Raw genomic sequence first — 25,870 nt, 5'->3', positions numbered from 1 at the left:
AAGCGAGGATGGTGACCTGCCTTTTATCTGCGCAGAAGCCATGTTTTACTGGCACTAGAACACGTTGCAATTGAGGAGAGCTTTATATGCCCTGCCCCATCTCAGCCGACTTCGATTTCCTCGACGCCGAGCTCAATCGAGCGGGTCTGCCCGTCGCCGAACTCGCCGAGCTGCGCAAGTCCGAGCCGGTCCACTGGGTCGATGTTCCCGGTGGCACTGGTGGGTTCGGAGACAAAGGGTACTGGCTGGTTACCAAGCACGCCGACGTCAAGGAGGTCTCGAAACGCAACGAGATCTTCGGTAGCTCGCCCGATGGCGCCATCCCCGTCTGGCCCCAGGAGATGACGCGCGACGCCATCGACTTGCAGCGCAGCGTGCTGCTCAACATGGATGCACCGCAGCACACCCGACTGCGCAAGATCATTTCCCGTGGCTTCACCCCCCGCGCTGTGGGGCGGCTAGAGGATGAGCTGCGGATCCGCGCTCAGAAGATCGCCGAGACCGCCGCCTCGCAAGAATCCGGCGACTTCGTCGAGCAGGTGTCGTGCGAGCTGCCGCTGCAGGCCATCGCCGGGCTGCTCGGCGTGCCGCAGGACGACCGCGACAAGCTGTTCCGCTGGTCGAATGAGATGACAGCCGGCGAGGACCCGGAGTACGCGCACATCGACCCGGCGATGTCGTCGATCGAGCTCATTCAGTACGCGATGCAGATGGCCGCGGAGCGCGCGAAGAATCCGACCGAGGACATCGTCACGCAACTGATCGAGGCCGACATCGAGGGCGAGAAGCTTTCCGACGACGAGTTCGGTTTCTTCGTGGTCATGCTGGCCGTGGCAGGCAACGAGACGACCCGCAACTCCATCACCCACGGCATGATCGGCTTCTCGCAAAACCCGGATCAGTGGGAGCTCTACAAGAAGGAGCGCCCGGAGACAGCGGCCGACGAGATCGTCCGGTGGGCCACCCCGGTTTCGGCGTTCCAGCGCACCGCGCTCGAGGACACCGAATTGGGTGGTGTGCAGATCAAGAAGGGGCAACGAGTGGTGATGTCCTACCGCTCGGCCAACTTCGACGAAGACGTGTTCGAGGAGCCGCACAAGTTCAACGTGCTGCGTAATCCCAATCCGCACGTCGGCTTCGGCGGCACGGGTGCGCACTACTGCATCGGCGCTAATCTCGCCAAGATGACCATCAACCTGATCTTCAATGCGATTGCAGATCACATGCCCGACCTCAAACCGATCGGCGAGCCCGAGCGGCTGAAATCAGGTTGGCTGAACGGCATCAAGCACTGGCAGGTGGATTACACCGGTAAGTGCCCGGTCTCTCACTAGAAACCACGCAACTCAAGGAGGAGTCGGGTGGATTTCACACCGAACCCGGAGCAGCAGGCTGTCGCCGACGTGGTGACGTCGGTGCTCGAACGCGACAACAGCTGGGATGCTCTGGTCGCAGGAGCCGTGACGGCGCTGGCCGTGCCGGAGCGACTCGGCGGAGACGGCCTCGGTCTGTCGGAGGTCGCTACGGCCCTGACCGAGATCGGCAGGCACGGCACGACAGGCCCGGCGCTGGCGACCCTCGGCCTCGGTCTGGTGCCGTTGATCGACCTGGCTTCGCACGAGCAGCAGGATCGATACCTCGCAGGCGTCGCCAAGGGTGGTGTCGTCACGGCGGCGCTGAATGAGCCGGGTGCACCGCTGCCGGATCGGCCTGCGACGACGTTTTCGAACGGCAGACTCAACGGCACTAAAGTCGCGGTCGGCTATGCGGAGCAAGCGGATTGGATTCTGGTGACCGCCGACAACGCGTTGGTGGTGATCTCACCGAAGGCCGACGGCGTTGCGCTGGCGAAGTCGCCGACCTCCAACCACGGCGACGAGTACACCGTGACGTTCGCTGATGCCGAGGCCGACGGTGTGCTCGAGGGTGCGACCGTGCATCGCGTAAACCAGTTGGCGCTGGCGGCAATTGGTGCGTTCGCCTCCGGTGTGGTGGCGGGTGCGTTGCGGCTGACCGCCGACTATGTGGCCAACCGTCATCAGTTCGGCAAACCGCTGTCCACATTCCAGACTGTCGCCGCTCAGCTGGCCGAGGTGTACATCGCTTCGCGCACATTGACGTTGGCGGCGACGTCAGTCGTCTGGCGGCTCTCGGAAGGGCGCGACGCCGACGACGATCTGGACGTCCTCGGCTACTGGCTGGCCTCCCAGGCGCCGCCGGTGATGCAGATCTGTCATCACCTGCACGGCGGCATGGGCATGGACATCGACTACCCGATGGACCGCTACTACTCCACCATCAAGGACTTGACCAGGTTGGTTGGCGGCCCGTCGCATCGTCTCGATCTGGTGGGAGCGTAATGTTCATCGAACTGACGCCTGAGCAGCGGCAGCTGCAAGCCGAACTGCGGCAATACTTTTCGAACCTCATCTCCTCAGAGGAATACAAGGAGATGGAGGCCGACCGGCACGGCAAGGCCTATCGTGCCGTGATCAAGCGCATGGGTTCCGACGGCAAACTCGGTGTCGGCTGGCCCAAGGAGTTCGGCGGCCTCGGGTATGGCCCGATCGAGCAGTCGATTTTCGTCAACGAAGCCCACCGCGCCGATGTGCCCCTGCCGGCCGTCACCCTGCAAACCGTGGGCCCGACGCTGCAGGTGTTCGGCACCGAGGCGCAGAAGAAGAAGTTCCTGCCGGCCATCCTCTCCGGTGATGTGCACTTCGCGATCGGCTATACCGAGCCTGAGGCGGGCACCGACCTTGCGTCGTTGCGCACCACCGCGGTTCGGCAGGGCGACGAGTACATCGTCAACGGGCAGAAGGTCTTCACCACCGGTGGGCATGACGCCGACTACATCTGGCTTGCGTGCCGCACAGATCCGGAAGCGGTCAAGCACAAGGGGATTTCGATTCTCATCGTGGACACGAAGGATCCCGGCTACTCGTGGACGCCGATGATCCTGTCCGACGGCGCGCACCACACCAATGCCACGTACTACAGCGACGTGCGGGTGCCCGCCGACATGCTCGTCGGTGAGGAGAACGGCGGCTGGCGGCTGATCACCACCCAGCTCAACAACGAACGCGTGATGCTGGGCCCCGCCGGCCGGTTCGCCGCGCTCTACGACCGAATCCATGCGTGGGCATCCAAGCCGGGCGGCAACGGCGACATCCCGCTCGACCACGACGACGTCAAACGCTCGCTGGGTGAACTCAAGGCCATGTGGCGGATCAACGAACTGCTCAACTGGCAGGTCGCTGCATCGGGCGAAACCATCGACATCGCCGATGCGGCAGCGACCAAAGTGTTTGGCACCGAACGCATCCAGTACGCGGGCCGGCTGGCCGAGGAGATTGTCGGAAAGTACGGCAACCCGGCAGAACCGGATACCGCCGAACTTCTGAAGTGGCTCGACAGCCAGACCAAGCGGAATCTGGTGATCACATTCGGCGGCGGAGTGAACGAGGTGATGCGCGAGATGATTGCGGCGTCGGGTCTGAAGGTACCGAGGGTTCCGAGATGAGTGCGGTCGAAGACATTCAGGCAGCCGCCGAGAAGGTCAAGGCGGAGGGCAAGAGCAAGCCGCGCGTCGGGCGCCATCCGGTCAACCAGCCGATGGTTGACCACTGGCTCGATGCGATGGGCGACAAGAACCCCATCTACGTCGACGACGATGCGGCCAGGGCCGCAGGCCATCCCGGCATCGTCGCGCCACCGGCGATGATCCAGGTGTGGACGATGGGTGGCCTCGGCGGCGGTCGTGCCGCCGATGACCCCCTGAGCAAGATCATGGATCTGTTCGACAACGCAGGGTACGTCGGCGTGGTCGCAACCAATTGCGAACAGACCTACCACCGCTATCTGCGGCCGGGTGAGGAAGTCAGCGTTTTGGCGGAGCTGACCGACGTGGTGGGCCCGAAGCGGACCGCACTTGGTGAAGGCTTCTTCATCACGCAGAAGATCACCTGGCAGGTCGGCGACGAGGACGTCGCCGAAATGATGTGGCGCATCATGAAATTCAGACCCGCCGAAAACGACTCGGCCGACAAGGCCGCAACTGTCCCCGATGACCTCGATGCCGCCTCGATGATGCGACCGGCGTCATCGCGCGACACGAAGTTCTTCTGGGACGGCGTCAACGCCCACGAGTTGCGCATCCAAAAGAGGGCCGACGGCAGCCTGCAACACCCACCGGTACCTGCGATCTGGCAGGACAAGTCGGCTCCCATCGAATATCAGGTGGCCAGCGGCAAGGGCACGGTGTTCAGTTACGTCGTGCACCACGCCCCGAAGGTGCCCGGTCGCACGCTGCCCTTCGTCATCGCGCTCGTCGAACTCGAAGAAGGAGTGCGCATGCTCGGCGAGCTCCGCAACATAGACCCTGCGAAGGTGAAGATCGGATTGCCCGTTCGCGCAACGTATATCGACTTCCCAGAGGGAGATGCGGGGCCCGCGTGGACGCTGTATGCATGGGAGCCCGACGCATGAGTTCACCAACAATCGAAGTCGGCACGAAGCTACCCGAGCTGTCCCTCTACGGCGACCCGACGTTCATCGTGTCGACGGCGATCGCGACCCGCGATTACCAGGACGTGCACCACGACCGCGACAAGGCACAGGCCAAGGGGTCGAAGGACATCTTCGTCAACATCCTGACCGACACCGGGCTGGTGCAGCGTTACGTCACCGACTGGGCTGGGCCGAGTGCGGTCATCAAGTCGATATCGCTGCGACTCGGTGTGCCGTGGTACGCCTACGACACCGTGACCTTCAGGGGCGAAGTCACCGCGATCGACGGTGACCTGATAACCCTGAAAGTCGTTGGCAGCAACAGTCTCGGCGACCACGTGATCGCGACCTCGACACTGACGATTGGAGCTGCCTGATGCCGGGCCAGCTGTCCGGGAGGGCGGCGATCGTCGGTATCGGCGCCACCGACTTCTCGAAGAACTCCGGCCGCAGTGAGCTTCGGCTGGCGGCCGAGGCGGTGCTCGACGCATTAGACGACGCCGGGCTGACACCGTCTGACGTCGACGGCATGGTGACGTTCACGATGGACTCCAATACCGAGGTCGCCGTCTCGCGCGCGACAGCTATCGGGGAGCTGAAGTTCTTCTCCAAGATCCACCACGGTGGCGGCGCAGCCTGCGCGACGATTCAGCAGGCCGCGATCGCGGTGGCCACCGGCGTCGCGGATTGCGTTGTCGCATACCGTGCTTTCAACGAACGCTCGGGAACGCGGTTCGGTCAGGTGCAGATGCGGTTGGTGGAGAACGCCGACTCCACTGGCGTCGACAACTCGTTCTCGTATCCCCACGGCCTGTCCACCCCGGCGGCGCAGGTGGCGATGATCGCCCAGCGCTACATGCACCTGTCCGGCGCGACCAGCAGGGACTTCGGCGCGGTTTCGGTTGCCGACCGCAAACACGCGGCGAACAACCCGAAGGCCTACTTCTACGAGAAGCCGATCACCATTGAGGAACACCAGAATTCGCGGTGGATCGCCGAGCCGCTGCGCCTACTCGACTGCTGCCAGGAGACCGACGGTGCCGTCGCCATCGTCGTCACATCACCTGAGCGGGCGAAGGATCTCAAACACCGGCCGGTGATCATCGAGGCCGCGTCGCAGGGAGCGAGCCCCGACCAGTACTCGATGGTCAGCTACTACCGCCCGGAGCTAGGGCTGCCGGAAATGGGTCTCGTCGGCCGGCAGCTGTGGCAGCAGTCGGGCCTCAAGCCGACCGATATCCAGACCGCGATTCTCTATGACCACTTCACTCCGTTCACGCTGATTCAGTTGGAGGAGTTGGGATTCTGCGGTCAAGGTGAGGCCAAGGACTACATCGCCGACGGCGCGATCGAGATCGGCGGCAGGCTGCCGATCAACACCCACGGCGGCCAGTTGGGTGAGGCGTACATCCACGGGATGAACGGCATCGCCGAAGGGGTTCGCCAGCTTCGCGGTACATCCGTCAATCAGGTCGACGACGTCGAACACGTGTTGGTCACCGCGGGCACCGGCGTCCCGACCTCGGGGCTGATTCTGGGCTGATCCGGCGCCGCCGGTCTACTACCCTCAGTACCGCTGGACTCGCCGAAGCGATTCATGGGGGTTGTGCAAGTGCACCCGACAGAAGGCTCGTCGCCCGACGAACCCGACCCGGACGACGCGGACACCGGCCCACTGCAGGTGTCGAAGTCGGCGCAGGCCGACGACGACTGGAGGCCCACACCTGATACCTGGGCGGCCCGCTTCGACGCACCGTTGACGGTGAACCCACGGCAAGTGCAAGACAATCGCAAGCCGATTGTCTTCTTCAGCATCGTCGCGGTGGTGGTCATCGCCGTCGTGGGCGGTTTGATCTACTGGCTCGTGCGTCCCTCGTCTGACAATGCAGAGTCGTCGACCGCGAATCAGCAGACACCCAGCGCGCCCCCCTCAGACGAGCGAGACGCGCAAACGCAGGCGCTGATGCGGCTACTTCCGACCGGCTACCCGGCAGGCTCATGCACACCGGCCACCACGCCCAAAAGTGTGCTCGCACAGGTGAAATGCGATACCAACTCCGACTTCGGCGGTCCGGCTACCGCGACCTACAGCCTGGTCAAGGACAGGGCCTCACTCGAGGCCACCTTCAACGACGTCATCCGAGCGTCGACCAGAGTCAACTGCCCCGGCAATATCCAGTCACCCGGGCCGTGGCGACGCAACGCGACCCCGGACAAAACCAGCGGGACCCTGTTTTGTGGTCTGGAAGGCGATCGTCCGACGATCGCGTGGACCGATGACGCCCGACTCGTGATGAGCTCGGTCCATGCGGGTCCCCGGGCCCCAACGTTCGACGAGTTGTACGCCTGGTGGTCTTCCCACTCCTGACTGCTCAGCGCGGCAGGCAATTGCACTAGCAATCAATCCATGTTGGCCGCAGTGGGTAGCTCCAGCTTGAGTAACGTAGCCGTCAATCACGACGGCATAGCCGAAATACCAGGTAATTGGCGGTTATTGCCCTGCTGGAGGTCAGCCGGATCGAGTCACCGCCGACACGGTTTCGCGTCGCTTGACCTCGTTTCTGGCAAACTATAGGGTGGTGTGATACACGCCACAAGCGGACACCAGGCCCGCGGGCGGAGGGAGCGACCGCAATGGCCGCTGGGCGATTGCAGTGCCAGTAGGCACTGGGGGGATTCAGTTGTGGGACGGTGAATTGACGTAATGGGGGATTCGGGGGGCGGCAAAGGCGTCGTCGTAGCTACGCAACCTAGGCATCGGGCTCAGGCGATGTGCTCGTGCGGATGGGTTGGCAGATCACGTCTGATGTTGTCGGCGGCGAAAGTGGACGCGTTCGTTCACGCATCGCGCCATGGCTGTGAACCGGGCATTCCGCTGGTTCAGTCGGAGGCCATCAATGTTGTCAAGCCGCCGGGCATTTTGACTGTCGAGTGCCCCGCGGGGTGCGGGGTCAGTTTGTCGGTCCCGATAACGTTGGTCGACATTCCGTCGGTCAGCGACTCGGGGGACCTAGATGTTCGGTTCGTGGCCGAGGCACCAAAACTGCACGACTACATCTACACGCACTTGCAGACGTGCCCGGCGCCGCGGCCACGATCGGCCGACGTGGCGCTGCACAAGGCGGCGGGTTAGCCAGAAGCGGCCGTCGCTCAGGCGGCGGGTGCCGGGGGGACCGTGGTCACCGGCGTTGCCGGCGCCGCCGGAGGGGTAGCCGGAGTGCCTTGGCTGCCGGCGGGCAGCGGCGTGGTCGCTGTGCTTGCCGGAACCGGAGCACCCTCAGGCGTGGCCGCGGCGGGAGCGCTCTGGCTGCCGGCGGGCAGCGGCGTGCCTTGAGAGCCGGCTGGTAGCGGTGTGCCCTGCGCGCCGGCAGGAAGCGGCGTGCCCTGGCTCCCCGCCGGAAGAGGTGCTCCTGGACTGGCTTCCGCCGATGCGGGCAGCGGAGTTCCGGGCGCAGCGGTCGGGGTGGGCGTGCTCCCCGGGGCGGCGGCCGGTGCGGGAGTCGCCGGTGTAGCGGCCGGGGCAGGCGAGGTCTGGCTACGAGCAGGTGGCGACCATTGGGTGCCGGTCTGGCGCGGCGCAGGCGGCGCTTGTACCCACGCCAGCAGGTCTTGCCCGCCGGCGCTGTAAACGACGGCGTCGGGTGAATCACCGGTCACATCGAAATACACTTTGCCCGTAGTCTTTTCACCTTGACCGAGGGTGGCCGGGTTGACGCCCTGCGGGGTCGCGACGCCGAACAGAACCCGGTACGTCTGGCCGCTGCGGGCGCGGGCGTTCAGATTCGACACGATCGGCGTCGCCGCACCCTGGATGGCTTCGTCGGTGGCGGTCGCCTCCCACAGCGTGCCGGCGACGGGATAAGGGATCACATCTGAACTCGGTCGCAGATCGGTGATGGTCCAGCCCTGCACGACATTGCCGTCGACGAGCTTGCCTTGAGTGCCGATAGAGGTCGTCGTCACGTCCTCGGCCGCTGAGATCGGCGCTGCGACGATGCCGAGGGCGCTCGCGGCGGCGGTCGCTGCCGCGGTCAATACGGTGGCAGGCGTGGTGATCTTCACTGTGGTGTGCTCCTGAGTCGTCCGACCGGCCCGTAACGGGCTCGTGCACTTGTTTGCAAAGGAAGTTATCAGGTTGTGTCGGGGTTGTGGACCGCGCACGGCTCACCCTCTGACGCAACGCAATTCGACGGTCGGCGGATATCGCGAAGTCAGCACACGGCGAAGCAACGTCGCCACATTTTGCTCAACAGGAGTCCTACGCAAAGTTGCTGAAGTCTTCAGCCCCTACCGTCGGTAGGTTCGCGATTGCCTAGCCCCCGGCAGCAAGGACCGAGCGACCTGGCGCGGCCAGGTTCACTTGGTGCACTCGGGAACCGATACCTTCGGAGCGACTTCGTCCCGCAACGGTTGTATCGGTACGCGAACTTCACCGGGCGCCGTCGGCTCGCTGAGTTCCCACCTGATCACGACGGGCTGTTCGCGCTGCAGACCCACCTGTACCTCGAAGGTGGGATGACCGCGCTCCATGCCACCGAATACCGACGGCACCTTCAGGCCGTTGACGAAGGCCCCCGTCAGCTTCGCCCCCTTGGTAGCGAGAAGCGTGACGGACGTCGGGTTGGTTCCCGGCGGCAAATCAACCTGCCTGCCGGTGAAACCACCGTATCCGGCGACGTACTCGGGTAACGGCGTGTCGGGAACATGGTTGATCAGTCGCACGGTGACTGCGGTCTTCCGCGTGTCGGAATCGCAAGCGCTGCCGTTGTATTCGATCTCTCGCGACAGGTAGTAATCCAGCTTGTTTCCGCCGATGTTGTTGATGATCACCGAGGCATACGGCGCTGCATCGTCTGGCACGATATGCGCCAGCTGGGTCTTCTCGAGTAGCTTTTGTTGTTCCGGCGAGCTACTCCACACCGCGATCCGGCCTTCGCCGACTGCCTTACCGAGCGCATCGAGAAGTTGGCGCGGCGAGTCCAGGTGCCCCGTCATCTTCCGCACGACCGCGGCGGCGACGTCCTGCAGATACGCCTTGCGCGCGGCGTTGTCATCAGCGAACCGGATGTAGGCCGTCGATTCGGTCAGCTCGACCACATTATCGGCGGTGATCGTTTCCCCGTCCGCCATGTTGACTGGACCGACGGCGGCCAGGATGTAGCTCAGTGCGATGGGGTCGATCGAGATGGCACCGTCCACACTCTCTCCGGATTGCTGCTGCCACATGGATTTCCAGATCTGGGCGGCATACGGAAAATGGGGACTCCAGTTGCTGTTCCGCCAATCGGTGGAGGGGTTGTTGTACCCGTATTGCTTGGCGAAGTCTGGACCGAGATCGAGCGGCGAGAACTCCTTGTTCAGATCGGCGTTCTGTCCTAGCGTATCCACCCTTGCGGTGCCGTCGGTGAAGCGCAAAATGCCGAATCCACCCATCAGGCCGCCGGTGCCACGAGCCTCAGCGTTCGTCTGGAACCCCATGAAGTACGCGCGGGGACCCTCGGCACCCATCATTGGCGCCGCGAGACGCCCCGCCAGGGCGGTGTTCGCGAGCAGTCCGGCGAGTTCTGACGTCTGCGTCTGAAGCGCGGACCGCGCGTCTCCGATGGCAGACAGGTACGCGGGTTCGGTGATCGCTTTGGCTTGGGCGTCCAGTTTGGTGGCAGCAGCCGACAGCTCGTCCAGTTTCGGCGCGTTGCTGCTGAGCAGCTGAACATCGACCCGGCCCTCCCCGCTGAGCAAGTGATCCGGTGAGAGGGCTTGTGCGACGTCGACCGACGGTTTCAGCACCTGCGAAGCCAGATCGGCTACGACGTCGGATATCTGCTGGCCGCTCTTGAACGGGCTACCGAGCCACGGCACCGCAGCGACGATGTTCCACGGCAGTGAATGGGTCGCGTCGTGTGCCTGCTGGGCATGCCCTTGCGCGGCGTCAGCCCATTTCGTTGCTTCACCGACGTTCGCATTCGAGATCGCATCTCTGGCCTGTTGGGCGTCACTGCGCGCCTGCTCGAGATATGACTTCGCGTGTGTCGCCTGGAAACCGAGCCAGCCGGCAAACGCCACGGCTAGAAGCAACAGCAGCCCAGGTACTACCGCCCGCCGCACGCCTCGAGGCATCGACTGCCATCGAGACCCCCGCTCTACTGGAGCGACGCCGCGCTCTTCCTGCGGGCCGTCCTCCGCTGGCGAATCTTGATCTTTATCCCCCGTGTTTGCCACTCGGACAGTATCCCCCGCACATTGCCGTCAATTCGCAAATCAGACAACATTCTTCGAGAATCAACAAAGTTGCCAGCTCGACGAATGCGTTACGTCAGCAATGCAAAATCGACCGCCCGACGAGTGTCGAGCGGTCGATTCTGCTTACTTACAGTCGGAGGTGGCTAGCAGCCCAGGCCGACACGGATGCTGAACCCGCCGTACGCGCCGAACTGGATGCTGGCGCCGCCGAGGCAGAGTTCCTTACCGTTCAGGCCGAGCACGGCCCACAGCGGATCAAGGATCCGTGAGACCGGCCCGAGAAGCGGGAAGGCGGGGCTGAACAAGGTGACCCCTGGCGGCTGCGACGCGGGCGTCGGACCGAAGAAGAAGAAGCTGAATTCGGGGATGCTCGCGGCACCCACACCGACACTCGATGCCACCCGGTCGATCACCTGCGTGATCGGCGCTGTGGGCGCCGAGATCTCGGGTGCTGCTTGCGCCGCTACCGGAACTAAGGTCGCCGCCGCCGCTACCGCAATCGCCGCTGTCCCGACTTTGAGCCTTGTAGCAATCGTATTCATGGATCCCCCTGCCTTTCCTCCGTGGAAGTCTCTGCTAGCGTCTCAGACTCGCATGCAGCCTGTCAACCACTAGATTCGATGAAATAAGGGCTTTGCCAGCAACCGTTGTCGGCCATTCGGACTATTTAATTCAACGGTAGCGTCAGCGAACTTCGACGCCTGATTCGACGATTGCGACAGCGAACTTAACCGGAAGTGATGCATGTCACAGCGCTGCGACGGCCCGACGAGGTACGACGCGCTGATGGTCCTGCCGGTTGCAAGTTTGCTGCAATTTGATCTTGCAACTAAACGCCCTGGTGGTGCTTGGGCGACGCATTCAGGCCGGAATCAACTCCACGCCGGCCAACGCCACCGCATCGTCCCTTTCAGGCGCGGTGACGACGGCCTGGAAGCCATCGCCGTCCTTCCAAATGCTGGCCTTCAGCGTTTCACCGGGGAACACGACGCCCGCGAACCGGGCGCCGTAGCTGCCGACCCGTGCGGTGTCGCCGTCGAGTAGATGGTCGACCATGGCTTTGCATGTCATGCCGTAGGTGCAGAGCCCGTGCAGGATGGGGCGGGGGAACCCGGCCGCCGCGGCGAAATCGGGATCCGAGTGCAGCGGGTTGCGGTCTCCGCACATCCGGTACAGCAGCGCCTGCTGCGGCGACACCGGGATGGAGAGTTCGAAATCTGGCGCCCGCTCTGGCGGTTGCGATGAAGTCGAGGGGCCGCGCTCACCGCCGAAGCCGCCTTCGCCGCGGGCGAAGATGGAGCGCTTCTGAGTCCACAGCACCGTGCCGTCGGGAGCCTTCACCGTGGTCTCCGACCAGATGACAGCGGCCTTGCCCTTGTCCCAGATGTCGGTGAAGCGTGTCACCGCGATACCGGTCCCCGCCGGCGGAATGGGGCCAGGTGCCGACACCGCCTCGCTGGCGTGCAGCACCTTGCTCAATTCGATGTCGATGCCGGGAAACTGCACTGTCGGTGGCTTCGTCATATGGAAGCTCTGCGCGACGTTGCCGAACGTGGGCAGCACCTGCGGGGTCTCGTCGGTGAGGTAGCGCAGCTCGCGCTTGTCCATCGGGTCGCTGCCAGCCCCGAGGCCGAGGTGGTAAAGCTGAATATCGCTACTGGTCCAAGAGAATTCAGCGGGTTCGAGCTCCGCGCCCAGTGCGACGTCCAGATTGATCGGCATTAGCTCTTCCCCGCCAGGTGTAGCGCTGCAAGATATCCGAAAGTCATAGCAGGGCCGATCGTCCCGCCCGGTCCCGGGTACGTGTGGCCCATCACCGGCGCGCTGACGTTGCCGGCCGCGTACAGCCCGTCGATCACCGAACCGTCGTCGCGCAGCGCGCGGGCGTACACATCGGTGCGGATGCCGCCCTTGGTACCGAGGTCGCCAGGCACCATCTTGGCCGCGTAGAACGGCGCATGGGTGATCTCGCCGAGGTTGGGGTTCGGCTTGTTCGTCGGGTCACCGTAGTACCGGTCGTAGGCGCTCTCGCCGCGGTGAAAATCCTCGTCTGTGCCCGACCGGGCGAACCCGTTGAACCGCTCGACCGTCACCTTCAAATCCTCACCGGGCAGGCCTGCCTTGGCCGCCAGCTCCTCGAGAGTGTCGGCCTTGACGATGACGCCGGACTCCAGCCACTTGTTCGGAATGCGCTGTCCCGGTTGCAATCCGGCGAAGATGTAGCGGTCGCGGTACTGCTGGTCGAACACCAGCCAAGCGGGGATGTTTTCGCCGGGCCCTGGCCCCTGGCCATACTGTCCGCCGTACATGTGGTGGCACGCCTCGACGTAGGGCATCGACTCGTTCATGAATCGCTTGCCCGACATGTTCACGATGATCGAGCCAGGGGAGTTACGTTCGGACAATGCGAACCACGGCGCACCCACCAGTGGCACCGTCGGACCCCACCACGCGTCTTCCATGACATCCAGCGCGGCGCCCAGTTTCTCGGCGGCCAGAATGCCGTCGCCGGTGTTCGCTTTGGCGCCGACAGTCCACTCGGTGGTGATCGGCGCGCGCTGGTACTTCACCCGCATCTGCTCGTTGTGCTCAAAACCGCCGGCACCGAGGATCACCCCGCGCCGGGCCCGGATAAGTTCGGGCTCAGCCGATTCCGGAGCGCCTGCGTCGCGGACGTAGATTCCCCGGACGACGCCGTCCTCGACGTAGAGGTCGGTGAGCGCGGTGTTCAATCGCACTGGGACGCCGGCCTTTTGCAGGCCGATCCGAAGAGGGGCGATCAAAGCACGTCCCATGCCGACGAGGTTCTTACCTGTCGCCTTCGCCCACATCGTGCGCCCGCCGACCTTGAGGCTGCGCAGCACGCCACGCGGATGACGCTTCAGCTGGTTGAGCCGGACGTAATCCTGTTGCATCACAACGACATTGAGCGGCACCTTGCCGTAAGGTGGTTCCAGGCCGGACTCGTCTGCTCCGAGCTTGCGCGCGTTGAACGGCTTCGGCTCGATCGACCGGCCCGCGGGGCGACCGCCGGGCGTCTCCGGGTAGTAGTCCGAGTAGCCGGGCACCCAGCACATCTTCAGCGGTGAGTGCTTCAGAACGAAGGACAGCATCTCGGGACCGCGCTCGAGGTAGGTGTCGATACGCTCCGGTTCGACCACGTCGCCGATGATCGTGTGCAGATATGTACGCGCTGCCTCGGGGGTGTCCGTGACGCCTGCGCGCTTGAGGACCTCGTTGTTCGGAATCCACACGCCACCGCCTGACCGCGCAGTGGAACCGCCATAGTGTGGCGCCTTCTCGACGACTACTGTGGATAGTCCCTGGTGGGCCGCGGTGAGGGCGGCGACCATGCCGGCCGCGCCACTGCCCACCACGACGACGTCGTACTCCTGACCCGTCATGTAGAACACGTTATAGAATTGCCCGGCCGACCCACAACTGCGCCGGTGGAAGAGACGAGGGGAATTCGCGGACATGCTCAGTGCCGAGGTGCGTGAACAGCTGGCGGCCGACCTGGCCGAGGCCGAGCGCAGCCGCGTCCCGATTTCGCCGTTGACCGACCGAAACCCCGACATGGACGTGGTCGACGCCTATGAGATTCAGCTGATCAACATCCGGCAGCGGGTCGCAGAGGGTGCCCGCGTAGTGGGACACAAGGTTGGCCTGTCGTCCGAGGCCATGCAGAAGATGATGAACGTGGACGAACCGGATTACGGGCACCTGCTCGACGAGATGGCTGTGTTTGAAGACCGGCCGGTGAAGTCGGCGAAGTATCTGTATCCGCGCGTCGAGGTCGAGGTCGGTTTCGTGCTCGCCGACGACTTGCCCGGCGCGGGCTGCACCGAGGACGACGTGCTGGCGGCGACGGCGGCATTCGCGCCCTCGATCGAGTTGATCGACACCCGCATCACCGACTGGAAGATCAAGCTGTGCGACACCATCGCCGACAACGCGTCGTCGGCCGGGTGGGTGCTCGGTGAGGCGCGGGTGTCGCCGAAGGACATCGACATCCGCAACATCGACGCGGTGCTCACCAACAACGGTGAGGTGGTCGCCAAGGGCCGCAGCGATGCGGTGCTGGGAAATCCGGTGACCGCGGTGGCGTGGTTGGCGCGCAAGGTCGAGAGTTTTGGCGTCCGCCTGAAGGCCGGAGACATCGTGTTGCCCGGCTCGTGCACGCGTGCGATAGATGCACCGCCGGGCAGCAATTTCGTTGCGGACTTCGCCGGGTTAGGTTCTGTACGACTGAGTTTCGAGTAGCTCCAATAGCAAGGAATTGCATATGCCTTCCAAAGCCTCGGTGGCGATTGTCGGTTCGGGCAACATCAGCACCGACCTGCTGTACAAGTTGTTGCGCTCGGAGTGGCTCGAGCCGCGCTGGATGATCGGCATCGACCCGCAGTCCGAAGGGCTGGCCCGCGCGCGCAAGCTCGGGTTGGAGACGTCGCACGAAGGTGTGGACTGGCTGCTCGCTCAAAGCGACAAGCCGGATCTGGTGTTCGAGGCGACAAGCGCCTACGTGCACCGTGACGCGGCGCCGAAGTACGCCGAGGCCGGCATCCGCGCTGTCGACCTGACCCCTGCCGCCGTCGGGCCTGGCGTGATTCCGCCGGCGAACCTGCGCGAGCATTTGGACGCGCCGAACGTCAACATGGTGACCTGCGGTGGGCAGGCCACCATCCCGATCGTCTACGCGGTCAGTCGCGTCGTCGACGTGCCCTACGGCGAGATCGTCGCGTCGGTGTCGTCGGCGTCGGCCGGACCGGGAACGCGGGCCAACATCGACGAGTTCACCAAGACCACCAGTGCGGGCGTGCAGAACATCGGTGGCGCCAAGCGCGGCAAGGCGATCATCATCCTGAACCCGGCCGAGCCGCCAATGATCATGCGCGACACCATCTTCTGCGCCATCCCCGAAGACGCCGACCACGACGCGATCACCCAGTCGATCAAGGATGTCGTCGCCGAGGTGCAGACCTATGTGCCCGGATATCGGCTGCTGAACGAGCCGCAGTTCGACGAGCCGTCGGTAGTCAACGGCGGCAACCATCTGGTCACGACGTTCATCGAGGTCGAGGGCGCAGGAGACTACTTGCCACCGTACGCGGGAAACCTGGACATCATGACCGCGGCGGCCACGAAGGTCGGCGAGGAAATCGCAAAGGAATCACTCTCTTTGGCGGGAGGTGCACAGGCATGAGCACCGACATCTTCTTCAACCCGGTGTGGGACATCCGCATCACCGATACGTCGCTTCGCGACGGCTCACACCACAAGCGACACCAGTTCACGAAAGACGAAGTGCACGCGATTGTTTCGGCGCTCGACGAAGCAGGTGTGCCGGTCATCGAGGTCACCCACGGCGACGGGCTCGGGGGGTCGAGCTTCAACTACGGCTTCTCGAAAACCCCTGAGCAGGAACTGATCAAGCTGGCCGCCGAGACAGCCAAAGAAGCCAAGATCGCGTTCCTGATGTTGCCCGGGGTCGGCACCAAGGAGGACATCAAAGAAGCGCAGAACAACGGCGGCTCGATCTGCCGCATCGCCACCCACTGCACCGAGGCCGACGTTTCCATTCAGCACTTCGGCTTGGCCCGCGAGCTCGGCCTGGAGACGGTGGGGTTCCTGATGATGAGCCACACGATCCCGCCGGAAAAGCTTGCCGCCCAGGCCCGGATCATGGCCGACGCCGGCTGCCAGTGCGTCTATGTCGTCGACTCGGCCGGGGCGCTGGTGCTCGAAGGCGTGCGTGATCGCGTCGCTGCCCTGGTTGCCGAACTGGGGCCCGATGTACAGGTCGGTTTTCACGGCCACGAGAACCTCGGCCTTGGTGTGGCCAACAGCGTTGAGGCCGTGCGGGCGGGCGCCAAGCAGATCGACGGCTCCTGCCGCCGGTTCGGTGCCGGAGCGGGCAACGCGCCGGTCGAAGCTTTGATCGGTGTGTTCGACAAGATCGGCGTGAAGACCGGCATCGACTTCTTCGACATCGCGGATGCCGCCGAAGAGGTCGTCGCACCCGCGATGCCCCAGGAGTGCCTGCTCGACCGCAACGCCCTGATCATGGGCTACTCCGGCGTGTACTCGAGCTTCCTCAAGCACGCCATCCGTCAGTCCGAGCGTTACGGTGTGCCCGCCCATCAACTGCTGCACCGGGCGGGTCAGCGCAAGCTGATCGGCGGTCAGGAAGACCAGCTCATCGACATCGCACTCGAGATCAAGCGGGAACAGGACGCGGCCGCCGCGAAGTAACGGTTCGCTGCGGCCGGCGACAAGCAGAGTGGAATTCGTCGACCCTAGGAGCTCGCCCGTGAAATTTCGCAACGTTGCGTTTGCCGCTTTCGGCGCCCTGGCCTGCGCGGCCCTGACTGTGCCGGTAGCCGGCGCCGACCCTGACCCCGCTCCTGCGCCCGCCCCGCCCAGCGATTGCAACGCCAGCACGCTGGCCAAAACGGTCAGTTCGGTCACCGCGTCGCTATCGGACTACTTCGCGGCCCATCCCGACGCGAACCAGGCGCTGATCGATATCACCAGGCAACCGGCATTTGTCGCGGTCGGGCAGTTCGACGGCTACTTCAACGATCACCCCCAGGAAGCCGATGAGCTGCGTGCCATTCAGCAGCCCTTGGCCGACTACAAGAACCGCTGTGGCATGGAGGTGTCGCCGACCGACGCGCTGACGGTCCTCGCCGAGGTTTGACCTGCGGCTTGTTTAGCGCTCCCGGGTAACCGGTTAGGCCTTTGGTTGCGACTTTCGTCGCAGACCACAAGGAGTGATTCGATGTATATGTCCGCAACGACCGTGCGACGCGGCCTGTACGGCATGTTCGCCGGCGGCGTGTTGGCCCTGGGTTCGGCGGCCATCGTGATGCCGGTCGCCAACGCCACGCCTGACGGCTGTACCCAAAGTGGAATCGCAACCACCGCAAGCTCGGTCTCAGCGAGCACCGCGGCCTACCTGGCTGCCCATCCGCAGACCAACCAGGAGCTGACTGATATCGCGAAGCAGCCCTCCGATCAGGCCGAGGCGGCCTACCAGGCGTACTTCGCGAGCAATCCGCAGATCGCCAACGAGTTGCAAGCGATCAACCAGCCCGCCGACGACCTGTTGGCGCAGTGCGGCGTGACTGTGACGCCGACACCGATCTCGGAGATTCTGCAGACGCTGTAATCAGCTGAGACGGGCAAGATGGGCCGGTGATCGTCGCCGCCTCCATTCAGCGCCGCAGGCGCATCGGGTCGATGGAAGTCTTGCTCGCCTCGCTCATCGCGCTGGCCTTAGCGGCCGGCGCGATGAGTGCTTTCGTGGCCGGTCATGCCGACGTGAGCGTGGCCGCCACCGTGTTCTGCGGCGTGTTCGTTCAGGCCTTGCCGTTCCTGGTGCTCGGTGTGGTGATCAGCGGGCTGATCGCCGCGTTCGTCTCGGCCGATCGCCTGGCGCGCTGGCTGCCCCGTCGGCCGGCGGCGGCCGTTGCGGTCGCCGGAGTGGGCGGCGCGGCGCTGCCGGGCTGCGAATGCGGCTCGGTGCCGGTGGCTCGACGACTGTTCGGTGACGGGGTGTCCGGAGCGGCCGCGCTGACATTCATGTTGTCGGCGCCCGCCATCAATCCCGTTGTGCTGGTGGCCACCGCGGTTGCCTTTCCCGGCCAGCCTGCGATGGTGCTCGCTCGCTGCGCCGCGTCGTTGCTCACCGCGGTCGCGATGGGATTGCTCTGGCAACGGTTTGGCCGCGCCGAATGGGTGACCCGGCGGCTGCCGACGCCGCACGCCACCGAGGCGTCTCGCTGGACGGTGTTCACCGAGGCGGCACGCCACGATTTCCTACAGGGAGCCTCCTATCTGGTGCTCGGAGCGGCCGCCGCGGCATTGTTGCGAGTTGCCTTGCCGCCCTGGGTATTTCAGCACCTCGCCGGCCATCTGGTCCTCGGGGTTCTGACCATGGCGGTGTTGGCCGTCGTGTTGGCATTGTGTTCGGAGGCCGATGCCTTCGTCGCCGCCAGCCTGACAATGCTGCCGTTGCTGCCTCGGCTGGTCTTTCTCGTCGTCGGCCCTGCCATCGACGTCAAGCTGTCGGCGATGCAGGCCGGAATGTTCGGGCGTCCCTTCGCTATTCGCTTCGGTCCCGCGACATTCGTCGTCGCCACTGTGGTCGCAACCAGCGTCGGCCTGGTGGTTCTCCGATGAGCCGGGGTACGCAGAACACTCTGGTCCTGCTCGTCGGTCTGAGTGCCCTGCTGATGGCGATCAAGGGCACCTACTTGCACTTCGTGAAGCCGTCGCTGTTGCCGTGGTTGATCGCCGCAGGGGTCGTCTTGGTTGTGCTCGCGGTGGCATCGATCGTTCGCGACCTGCGCGACGCCCCGGACGGCTCCGACGCCGACGAGCACGGGCATCGGCCGTGGCTCGTGTGGCTGTTGTTGCTGCCGATCGCGCTGACGACATTCGTGGTACCGCCCCCGCTGGGCGCACAGGGGGCCGCTCCCGAGGCCGTCGCGGCGACTGCACCGCCGAAGCGGGCGTTCCCGCCGCTGCCTGCCGGACGGGCGCCAGCGGTGTCGATTCCCGACGCGGTCATGCGGGCGGCCGCCGATTCCACCAACAGCCTGGACCGCAGGCTCATCACCCTGGCTGGATTCACGGTCAAGTATCCCGATGGCACCGATCTGGGTCGCGTCGTCATCGTCTGCTGCGCCGCCGATGCGCAACTGGCCCGAATCCATCTGTCCGGCGCCGCGGCGGCCGAGGCGGCCGGTTACCCCGAAGACACCTGGTTGCAGGTGGAGGGCACCGTGGTCCCGGGAACGTCGACGGCATCGACCAATTTCGTCCCGACGTTCTCGGTGTCACGCGTCACGCGCATCGACAAACCCGCGAACACGTACGCCTACTAACCCTGTCGGAGCGGCAAGGCACGATGGTCTGATGACCGCCACCAGCTCGCCGATCATCACCCGAGACCGGGCCCAGGCGATCCTCGAACAGCTCGCTGGATCCGCGGCCAACCTGCGTGACGACCAGTGGACGGCGATCGAAGCCCTTGTGGTGCAGCGACGGCAGGCGCTGGTGGTGCAACGGACCGGCTGGGGTAAGTCTGCGGTGTATTTCATCGCCGCCAAGCTGCTGCGCGAGAGCGGCCGCGGGGCGACGGTGATCGTGTCCCCACTGCTGGCGCTGATGCGTAACCAGGTCGCGGCCGCCGAGCGCGCAGGCGTCCGTGCGGCCACGATCAATTCGGGCAACGTCACAGAATGGGATGCCATCCATTCCAGGGTCGCCGACGGTGAACTCGACGTGCTGCTGGTGAGCCCGGAACGGCTGAACAATCCCGACTTCCGCGACAATGTGTTGCCGTCGCTGGCGGCCGATGCGGGGCTGGTGGTGGTCGACGAGGCGCACTGCGTGTCCGACTGGGGCCATGACTTCCGGCCGGATTACCGGCGCATCCGCACACTGATCGCCGAGTTGGGAACGGACATACCGGTTTTGGCCACTACAGCCACCGCCAACGATCGGGTGGTCGACGACGTTGCCGCTCAACTCGGGGTCGGTGGCAGAGACACCCTGGTGCTCCGGGGCGGCCTGGACCGTGAGTCGTTGCGGCTTTCCGTGGTGAAGCTGACCACCCCTGCGCAACGAGCGGCTTGGATTGCCGCGCAATTGGATTCGATCGACGGCAGCGGCATCATCTATACCCTCACGGTCGCCAATGCCCATGACATCGCCACCTTGTTGAGGGACTGCGGCCACAAGGTCGCCGCGTATACCGGCGCGACCGACCCCGCCGAACGCGAGCAACTCGAAGCCGACCTACTCGACAACCGCGTCAAGGCGCTGGTTGCCACCTCGGCGCTCGGCATGGGATTCGACAAACCCGACCTCGGTTTCGTCATCCACCTCGGGGCCCCCTCCTCGCCCATCGCGTACTACCAGCAGGTCGGCCGTGCCGGCCGGGCCACCGCCAGCGCAGAGGTCATCCTGCTGCCCGGTCACGAGGACCAGGACATCTGGCGTTACTTCGCTTCGGTGGCGTTTCCGTCAGAACCCATGGTGCGCAGCGTGATCGACGCGCTCGAACCCGATCGCCCGCAGTCGACGCCGGCCCTGGAACCCCTCGTAGACCTTGGTCGGTCACGCCTGGAGATGGTGCTCAAGGTGCTCGATGTGGACGGTGCGGTGCGGCGGGTGAAGGGCGGCTGGGTCAGTACCGGCCAACCATGGACGTACGACGAACCGCGGTACCGCAAGCTCGACGAAGCCCGACGCCGCGAACAGCAGGCGATGCTGGACTATCAGGACACGTCGGGGTGCCGAATGGCTTTCCTGCGTGGACAATTGGACGATCCGGAGTTGACCGAAGGCGCCCGGTGCGGACGTTGTGACAACTGCGGGGGCCCACGCTACAGCGCTGAGGTGGATTCGACCGCGACCGATGCCGCCCGCGACCAACTCCGCCGACCGGGGATCGAACTGACGCCCCGCAAGCAATGGCCGTCGGGCATGAACAAGCTGGGCGTCGAACTGAGCGGCCGGATCGACGACGGGCCTGCGGTTGGCCGAACGATCGGGCGGCTGACCGATCTCGGCTGGGGTGCACGGCTGAAGCGGTTGCTTGATGAACCGGACGGTCCCGTTCCCGACGAGGTGATTCGGGCCGCGGTCGCGGTGCTGGCCGCGTGGCCGTGGGAGACCCGGCCGAGCGCTGTCATGGGTCTGGATTCGGTTGCCCATCCCATGTTGATCGGCTCCGTCGTGGATGGGCTTTCCCGACTCGGCCGGCTGATCAACCTGGGCACCCTGCAATACGCCCCCGGCCGTCGACCTGTGACGGCGGCCAACTCCGCCTACCGCGTTGCCGCGCTGAACAATTCGTGGTGCGAGCCCGACCCGTCGATCATCAATGGGCTGGACGGCCCGGTGTTGTTGGTCGACGATGTCGCCGATACCGGATGGACGCTGACCATGGCCGCCAGGGTGCTGCGTCGTGCCGGCGCGCAGGAAGTACTGCCTTTCGCATTGGCCAGTGTCAGCTAGCGTCCTGGTTTCACGCCACCGAGTTGTTTGGTGACGGCGTCGGCCGTCGCCACAACCGCCCGGGCCCGGTCGGCGATCTCGTTGTCGGTCAACGCCTTTCCGATGTGCATGGACGCGACCATGACCTGGCGCTGATAGTGGTCGTAGACAGGTGCGGAGATGACGCTGACGTCGTGACGGGTACGACCGCCCGCGCTCTCGTCGCGCAGGTACACCCGCTCACCGATGTCGGACACCAATTCGCCGAGCAGCGCGCGTAATTCGTCGGGCAGATTGCTCGACATACCCGCCATCAACGAATACAGCCGACGGCCGCCCGGCGTCAGGCGCTCGACCAGGTAGCCGTCGGCGCGGCAGGCGGCGATCACCCGGTTGAGCCGTTCGGTGTTGGTGCGCAGCGGGATTGTCGGCTCCTTGGCCAGCCAGTTGCGCTCGGCCTCGTCGTCCCACAGCACGAACATCAACCCGACGGGCGGGGCGAACGGGTAACTCTGGCCGACCTCTACGCCGGGGTGGGCGCCTGCGGGGGCCACCAAGTCCAGCAGCGTGATCCGATCTTCGATCACCCCCGAGAGGGCCGCCGTGACCTCGAAGCGCGCCGACAGCCTGCGCAACTCGTCGCGGGCCGCGGGGCTGACCCGCATCGACTCCTGCGCCTTGTGCCCAAGCGTGATCAGCGAAGGCCCCAGCCGGTAGGTCTTGTCGGCGGCATCGCGGACCAGGTAGCCGGCGTCGGTCAGCGACGTGACGATGCCGAGGCAGGTGGGCTTGCTCAGCCCCACCCGCCGCGCCAGATCGGACAGGCCGAAGCGGCTTTCCGGTCGGCCTGCGAGATAGTCCAGGATGCGGACCACGCGCTCGGTAGGCGGCGAGGCGCGGCCTGCGGAGTCGGGGGCGGACACGCGAGCAGCGTACACCGTCGGTCCATATATGGAACAGAGCGGTCGATATGTTGACTATCAGTAGAACGCGTTCTAGTTTCAAGGGCGTGTACTCGCAGCCATTCACAGACGCGATCGCCGAGGCCGAGAAACTAGTCGCGGCGGCCCCGCACATCGAATCCGAAGCCGATCTACTGGAGGGCCTGCAGTATTTGGCGGGCTGCATCGCGGCCTGTACGCATGTCGCGTTCGACTACGAGCGCGACCATCCGTTCCTGCACAGCGGCACCGGACCGTTCACGAAGATGGGCCTGGACAATCCCGACACGATGTATTTCGGGACCCGTGTGCTGCCAGGGCACGACTACGTCGTGACCGGCAAGCGCGGCACCACCACCGACGTGAGCTTCCAACTACTCGGCGGTGAATACACCGACGAGGTGGTGCCGGACAGTGAGACCGCGTTCGACGATCGCAAGCTCGACATCGCGGCCGACGGCAGCTTCGAATGGCGGTTCCGCCCGGAGACCCCTTCGCAGTTGGTGATCAGGGAGGTCTACAACGACTGGTCGGCGCAGCGCGGGTCCTTCGCCATCAAACGACTGGACACGGCCGGCACAGCGCCGCCGCCGCTGACCCGCGAGCTCATCGAAAAGCGTTACGCGACAGCAGGTAAGCAGTTGGTGCAGCGGGTCAAGACCTGGCTGCAGTTTCCGCAGTGGTTCTATACGAACATTGGAGTGAATACCCTGGTGGCGCCGCGGCTCACCCCGGGCGGCCTGGCCACGCAGTACTCGTCCGTCGGGCAATTCGACCTGACACCGGATCAGGCGCTGGTGATCACCCTGCCGGTGAGCGACGCGCCGTATCTGGGCTTCCAGTTGGGCAGCCTGTGGTACATCTCGCTGGACTACATCAACCACCAGACGTCGCTGAACGGCACTCAGGCGCAAGCTGATCCGGACGGCAAGATCCGGATTGTGGTCGGCGACCGCAACCCGGGCGTCACGAACTGGGTGGAAACCCTGGGCCACGCCAAGGGCTATCTGCAGTTCCGGTGGCAGCGGGTATCGCGTGAGCTCACCGAGGCGGATGGGCCGACCGCGGAGTTGGTCGACTTCGACAAGGTCGCCGCCGCGTTGCCGTACTACGAGCAGAACAAGATCTCCGAGGAAGACTGGCGCGCGCGAATTGCCCAGCGCCAGGAGCAAATTGGACACAGGATGGTGGGGTAGCAGATGGCCGGCTTGCTGGACAACAAGGTTGTCGTCATCAGTGGTGTGGGCCCCGCCCTCGGCACTACGCTCGCGCGGCGCTGCGCCGAGGCGGGCGCGGACCTGGTGTTGGCGGCGCGGACAGTCGAGCGCCTCGACGATGTGGCCAAGCAGATCACCGATCTGGGCAGGCGCGCGGTGTCGGTCGGCACCGACATCACCGATGAGGCGCAGGTGAACAACCTCGTCGAAGAGACGCTCAAGGCGTACGGCAAGGTCGACGTGCTGATCAACAACGCCTTCAAGGTGCCGTCCATGAAGCCGTTCGCGAACACCACCTTCGACCACATCCGCGACACCATGGAACTCACCGTGCTCGGCGCACTGCGGCTGATCCAGGGCTTCACCCCCGCACTGACCGAGGCGAAGGGCTCCATCGTCAACGTGAACTCGATGGTGGTCCGCCACTCCGATCCGAAGCAGGGCGCCTACAAGATGGCCAAATCGGCATTGCTTGCCATGTCGCAGTCGCTGGCCAGCGAGCTTGGCCCCCAGGGCGTTCGGGTGAATTCGGTGCTGCCCGGCTATATCTGGGGCGGCACCCTGCAGGGTTACTTCGAGCATCAAGCCGGCAAGTACGGCACCACCGTCGATGAGATCTACAAGGCGGCCGCGGTCAACAGTGACCTGAAGCGACTGCCCACCGAAGACGAGGTCGCGTCGGCCATCTTGTTCATGGCCAGCGACCTGTCGAGCGGCATCACCGGGCAGACCTTGGACGTCAACTGCGGGGAGTTCAAGGCGTGACACCACGTACCGATGTCGGGACCGTCGAGGATTTGCACGCCTCGGCGACGAAGGCGTGCGGGCTCGACGATTTCGGCGCCGACGACGACAACTATCGCGAAGCGCTGGCGATCTTGCTCGAGTCGTACGCGCGCGAGGCAAATCTCACCGAACTGGGCAGCAAGATGTCGCGGTTCTTCCTGCGCAACGCGCTCGTGGCGCGGCTGTTGAGTGAGGCGGCGTGGAAGCAGTATCCGCAGCATGCCGACGTGACGATCGAACGTCCGATCTTTGTCACCGGCCTGACCCGTACCGGCACGACCGCACTGCACCGATTGCTTTGCGCCGATCCGAGGCATCAGGGCCTGGAACTGTGGCTCGCCGAGTTCCCCCAGCCGCGGCCACCGCGCGAAACATGGTCCGACAACCCGGTTTTCGTCGACCTGGACGCCCGGTTCAAGCAGGCGCACGATGAGAACCCGGATTACACAGGCTTGCACTATATGACCGCCGACGAGGTGGAGGAGTGCTGGCAGCTGCTGCGCCAGTCGCTGCATTCGGTGTCGTACGAGACGATGGCGCACATCCCGACATATGCGCACTGGCTTGCGAAGCAGGACTGGACCAAGCCCTATCAGCGGCACCGCAAGAATCTGCAACTCATCGGGCTCAACGACACCGAAAAGCGATGGGTGTTGAAGAACCCGAGCCACCTCTTCGCGCTTGACGCGTTGTTCGCGACGTATCCCGACGCGCTCGTCATTCAGTGCCACCGGCCGCCCGCGACCATCATGGCGTCGACGTGTTCCCTCGCTCAGCACACGACAGAAGGCTGGTCGAATACCTTTGTCGGCGCCACCCTCGGCCAGGACACCCTGGACACCTGGTCGCGCGGGCTGGAGCGGTTCAACGCCGAACGCGTAAAACATGATTCGGCCCAGTTCTACGACATGGACTACTTCGACTTCATCGCCGATCCGGTGCGCGAGGTCGAGAGGATCTACCGGCACTTCGGCATCGACTTCACCGAGGAGGCCCGCGCCGCCGTGGAGCATACCCATGCCGAGAGCAAGAAGGGCCCGCGCGCGCCGAAGCACACCTACTCGCTGGCCGACTACGGCCTGACCGACGAAGAGGTGGAGGAACGGTTCAAGGGCCTGTGACAGTCGCGCCGACGCCCGCGGTCCACATGGTGGCGACGGGGGCGTG

At 64.7% G+C, this 25,870-nt stretch carries 24 protein-coding genes; 18 read left to right on the top strand and 6 right to left on the bottom strand.

Annotated features, from left to right (window positions below; genetic code table 11):
* Nucleotides 1–86 precede the first annotated feature (86 nt).
* Genes GGC64_RS20380 through GGC64_RS20350 form a run of 7 tightly spaced genes read left to right on the top strand, consistent with a single transcriptional unit; the run spans nt 87 to nt 6,877 of the window.
* On the top strand, nt 87–1,334 hold the full coding sequence (locus GGC64_RS20380) for a cytochrome P450 (protein ID WP_192724352.1): 1,248 nt from the start codon (nt 87–89) through the stop codon (nt 1,332–1,334).
* Nucleotides 1,335–1,361: 27 nt separating this feature from the next.
* Nucleotides 1,362–2,360 (top strand): acyl-CoA dehydrogenase family protein, encoded by a 999-nt coding sequence (locus GGC64_RS20375; protein WP_192724351.1) that lies wholly within the window; start codon nt 1,362–1,364, stop codon nt 2,358–2,360.
* Nucleotides 2,360–3,523 (top strand): acyl-CoA dehydrogenase FadE29, encoded by a 1,164-nt coding sequence (gene fadE29, locus GGC64_RS20370; protein WP_192724350.1) that lies wholly within the window; start codon nt 2,360–2,362, stop codon nt 3,521–3,523. Before GGC64_RS20375 ends, fadE29 begins: the two co-directional genes overlap by 1 nt.
* Nucleotides 3,520–4,488, top strand: coding sequence for a bifunctional MaoC family dehydratase N-terminal/OB-fold nucleic acid binding domain-containing protein (locus GGC64_RS20365; RefSeq protein WP_192724349.1), 969 nt, complete (start codon nt 3,520–3,522; stop codon nt 4,486–4,488). Before fadE29 ends, GGC64_RS20365 begins: the two co-directional genes overlap by 4 nt.
* Entirely contained in the window at nt 4,485–4,886 is a 402-nt protein-coding gene (locus GGC64_RS20360) for a MaoC family dehydratase (RefSeq protein WP_192724348.1), read from the top strand. The genes GGC64_RS20365 and GGC64_RS20360 overlap by 4 nt, the downstream gene beginning before the upstream one ends.
* Complete coding sequence (locus tag GGC64_RS20355) at nt 4,886–6,052, top strand: lipid-transfer protein (RefSeq protein ID WP_192724347.1); 1,167 nt, start codon at nt 4,886–4,888, stop codon at nt 6,050–6,052. Before GGC64_RS20360 ends, GGC64_RS20355 begins: the two co-directional genes overlap by 1 nt.
* Before the next feature lie 54 nt (nt 6,053–6,106).
* A complete protein-coding gene (locus tag GGC64_RS20350) occupies nt 6,107–6,877 on the top strand; it encodes a hypothetical protein (RefSeq protein ID WP_192724346.1) in 771 nt (256 codons plus the stop codon).
* Nucleotides 6,878–7,659: 782 nt separating this feature from the next.
* Here the strand turns inward: GGC64_RS20350 and GGC64_RS20345 are convergent.
* The 5 genes from GGC64_RS20345 to kstD form a co-directional block, all read right to left on the bottom strand.
* The gene (locus GGC64_RS20345; RefSeq protein ID WP_192724345.1) at nt 7,660–8,571 is read right to left on the bottom strand and encodes an MPT63 family protein; all 912 of its coding nucleotides are present in this window, start codon (nt 8,569–8,571) and stop codon (nt 7,660–7,662) included.
* 294 nt (nt 8,572–8,865) lie between these two features.
* On the bottom strand, nt 8,866–10,626 hold the full coding sequence (locus GGC64_RS20340; protein WP_192724344.1) for a DUF4012 domain-containing protein: 1,761 nt from the start codon (nt 10,624–10,626) through the stop codon (nt 8,866–8,868).
* Nucleotides 10,627–10,892: 266 nt separating this feature from the next.
* On the bottom strand, nt 10,893–11,291 hold the full coding sequence (locus GGC64_RS20335) for a hypothetical protein (protein ID WP_192724343.1): 399 nt from the start codon (nt 11,289–11,291) through the stop codon (nt 10,893–10,895).
* Nucleotides 11,292–11,610: 319 nt separating this feature from the next.
* Complete coding sequence (locus GGC64_RS20330; protein ID WP_192724342.1) at nt 11,611–12,471, bottom strand: MaoC family dehydratase; 861 nt, start codon at nt 12,469–12,471, stop codon at nt 11,611–11,613.
* Nucleotides 12,471–14,153, bottom strand: a complete 1,683-nt coding sequence (gene kstD / locus GGC64_RS20325) for a 3-oxosteroid 1-dehydrogenase (protein WP_192724341.1) — start codon at nt 14,151–14,153, stop codon at nt 12,471–12,473. Before kstD ends, GGC64_RS20330 begins: the two co-directional genes overlap by 1 nt.
* 73 nt (nt 14,154–14,226) lie before the next feature.
* Here kstD and GGC64_RS20320 point away from each other — a divergent pair, with 73 nt between their 5' ends.
* From GGC64_RS20320 to GGC64_RS20285, 8 genes are all read left to right on the top strand, one after another.
* Nucleotides 14,227–15,012 carry a 2-keto-4-pentenoate hydratase gene (locus tag GGC64_RS20320; RefSeq protein ID WP_192724340.1) on the top strand — a complete coding sequence of 262 codons (786 nt, stop codon included), beginning with the start codon at nt 14,227–14,229 and terminating at the stop codon, nt 15,010–15,012.
* A 22-nt stretch (nt 15,013–15,034) separates the two neighbouring features.
* Nucleotides 15,035–15,952, top strand: coding sequence for an acetaldehyde dehydrogenase (acetylating) (locus GGC64_RS20315; RefSeq protein ID WP_192724339.1), 918 nt, complete (start codon nt 15,035–15,037; stop codon nt 15,950–15,952).
* Nucleotides 15,949–17,001, top strand: a complete 1,053-nt coding sequence (gene dmpG / locus GGC64_RS20310) for a 4-hydroxy-2-oxovalerate aldolase (protein ID WP_192724338.1) — start codon at nt 15,949–15,951, stop codon at nt 16,999–17,001. The genes GGC64_RS20315 and dmpG overlap by 4 nt, the downstream gene beginning before the upstream one ends.
* Before the next feature lie 58 nt (nt 17,002–17,059).
* Entirely contained in the window at nt 17,060–17,449 is a 390-nt protein-coding gene (locus GGC64_RS20305) for a heme-binding protein (protein ID WP_192724337.1), read from the top strand.
* A gap of 87 nt (nt 17,450–17,536) precedes the next feature.
* Nucleotides 17,537–17,920 (top strand): hemophore-related protein, encoded by a 384-nt coding sequence (locus GGC64_RS20300; protein WP_225952113.1) that lies wholly within the window; start codon nt 17,537–17,539, stop codon nt 17,918–17,920.
* A gap of 71 nt (nt 17,921–17,991) precedes the next feature.
* Entirely contained in the window at nt 17,992–18,933 is a 942-nt protein-coding gene (locus GGC64_RS20295) for a permease (RefSeq protein WP_225952257.1), read from the top strand.
* The gene (locus GGC64_RS20290) at nt 18,930–19,640 is read left to right on the top strand and encodes a TIGR03943 family protein (protein WP_192724334.1); all 711 of its coding nucleotides are present in this window, start codon (nt 18,930–18,932) and stop codon (nt 19,638–19,640) included. Before GGC64_RS20295 ends, GGC64_RS20290 begins: the two co-directional genes overlap by 4 nt.
* Nucleotides 19,641–19,692: 52 nt before the next feature.
* Complete coding sequence (locus GGC64_RS20285) at nt 19,693–21,780, top strand: RecQ family ATP-dependent DNA helicase (RefSeq protein WP_192725202.1); 2,088 nt, start codon at nt 19,693–19,695, stop codon at nt 21,778–21,780.
* Here GGC64_RS20285 and GGC64_RS20280 read toward each other — a convergent pair.
* On the bottom strand, nt 21,777–22,682 hold the full coding sequence (locus GGC64_RS20280; RefSeq protein ID WP_370582209.1) for an IclR family transcriptional regulator: 906 nt from the start codon (nt 22,680–22,682) through the stop codon (nt 21,777–21,779). The two genes, GGC64_RS20285 and GGC64_RS20280, sit on opposite strands and share 4 nt — an antisense overlap.
* Before the next feature lie 86 nt (nt 22,683–22,768).
* Between GGC64_RS20280 and GGC64_RS20275 the strand changes: the two genes are divergently transcribed.
* Genes GGC64_RS20275 through GGC64_RS20265 form a run of 3 tightly spaced genes read left to right on the top strand, consistent with a single transcriptional unit; the run spans nt 22,769 to nt 25,824 of the window.
* Nucleotides 22,769–23,896: a hypothetical protein gene (locus GGC64_RS20275; protein WP_192724332.1), complete on the top strand. Its 1,128-nt coding sequence runs from the start codon at nt 22,769–22,771 to the stop codon at nt 23,894–23,896.
* Between the two features lie 3 nt (nt 23,897–23,899).
* The gene (locus GGC64_RS20270; protein ID WP_192724331.1) at nt 23,900–24,682 is read left to right on the top strand and encodes an SDR family oxidoreductase; all 783 of its coding nucleotides are present in this window, start codon (nt 23,900–23,902) and stop codon (nt 24,680–24,682) included.
* Entirely contained in the window at nt 24,679–25,824 is a 1,146-nt protein-coding gene (locus tag GGC64_RS20265; RefSeq protein ID WP_192724330.1) for a sulfotransferase, read from the top strand. Before GGC64_RS20270 ends, GGC64_RS20265 begins: the two co-directional genes overlap by 4 nt.
* The last annotated feature ends 46 nt before the right edge of the window (nt 25,825–25,870 follow it).

This window comes from Mycobacterium sp. OAS707, from assembly GCF_014873705.1.
Classification (GTDB): domain Bacteria; phylum Actinomycetota; class Actinomycetes; order Mycobacteriales; family Mycobacteriaceae; genus Mycobacterium.
The sequence above is the reverse complement of the archived record's forward strand: the minus strand, read 5'-3'. Positions and strand labels throughout refer to the sequence as shown.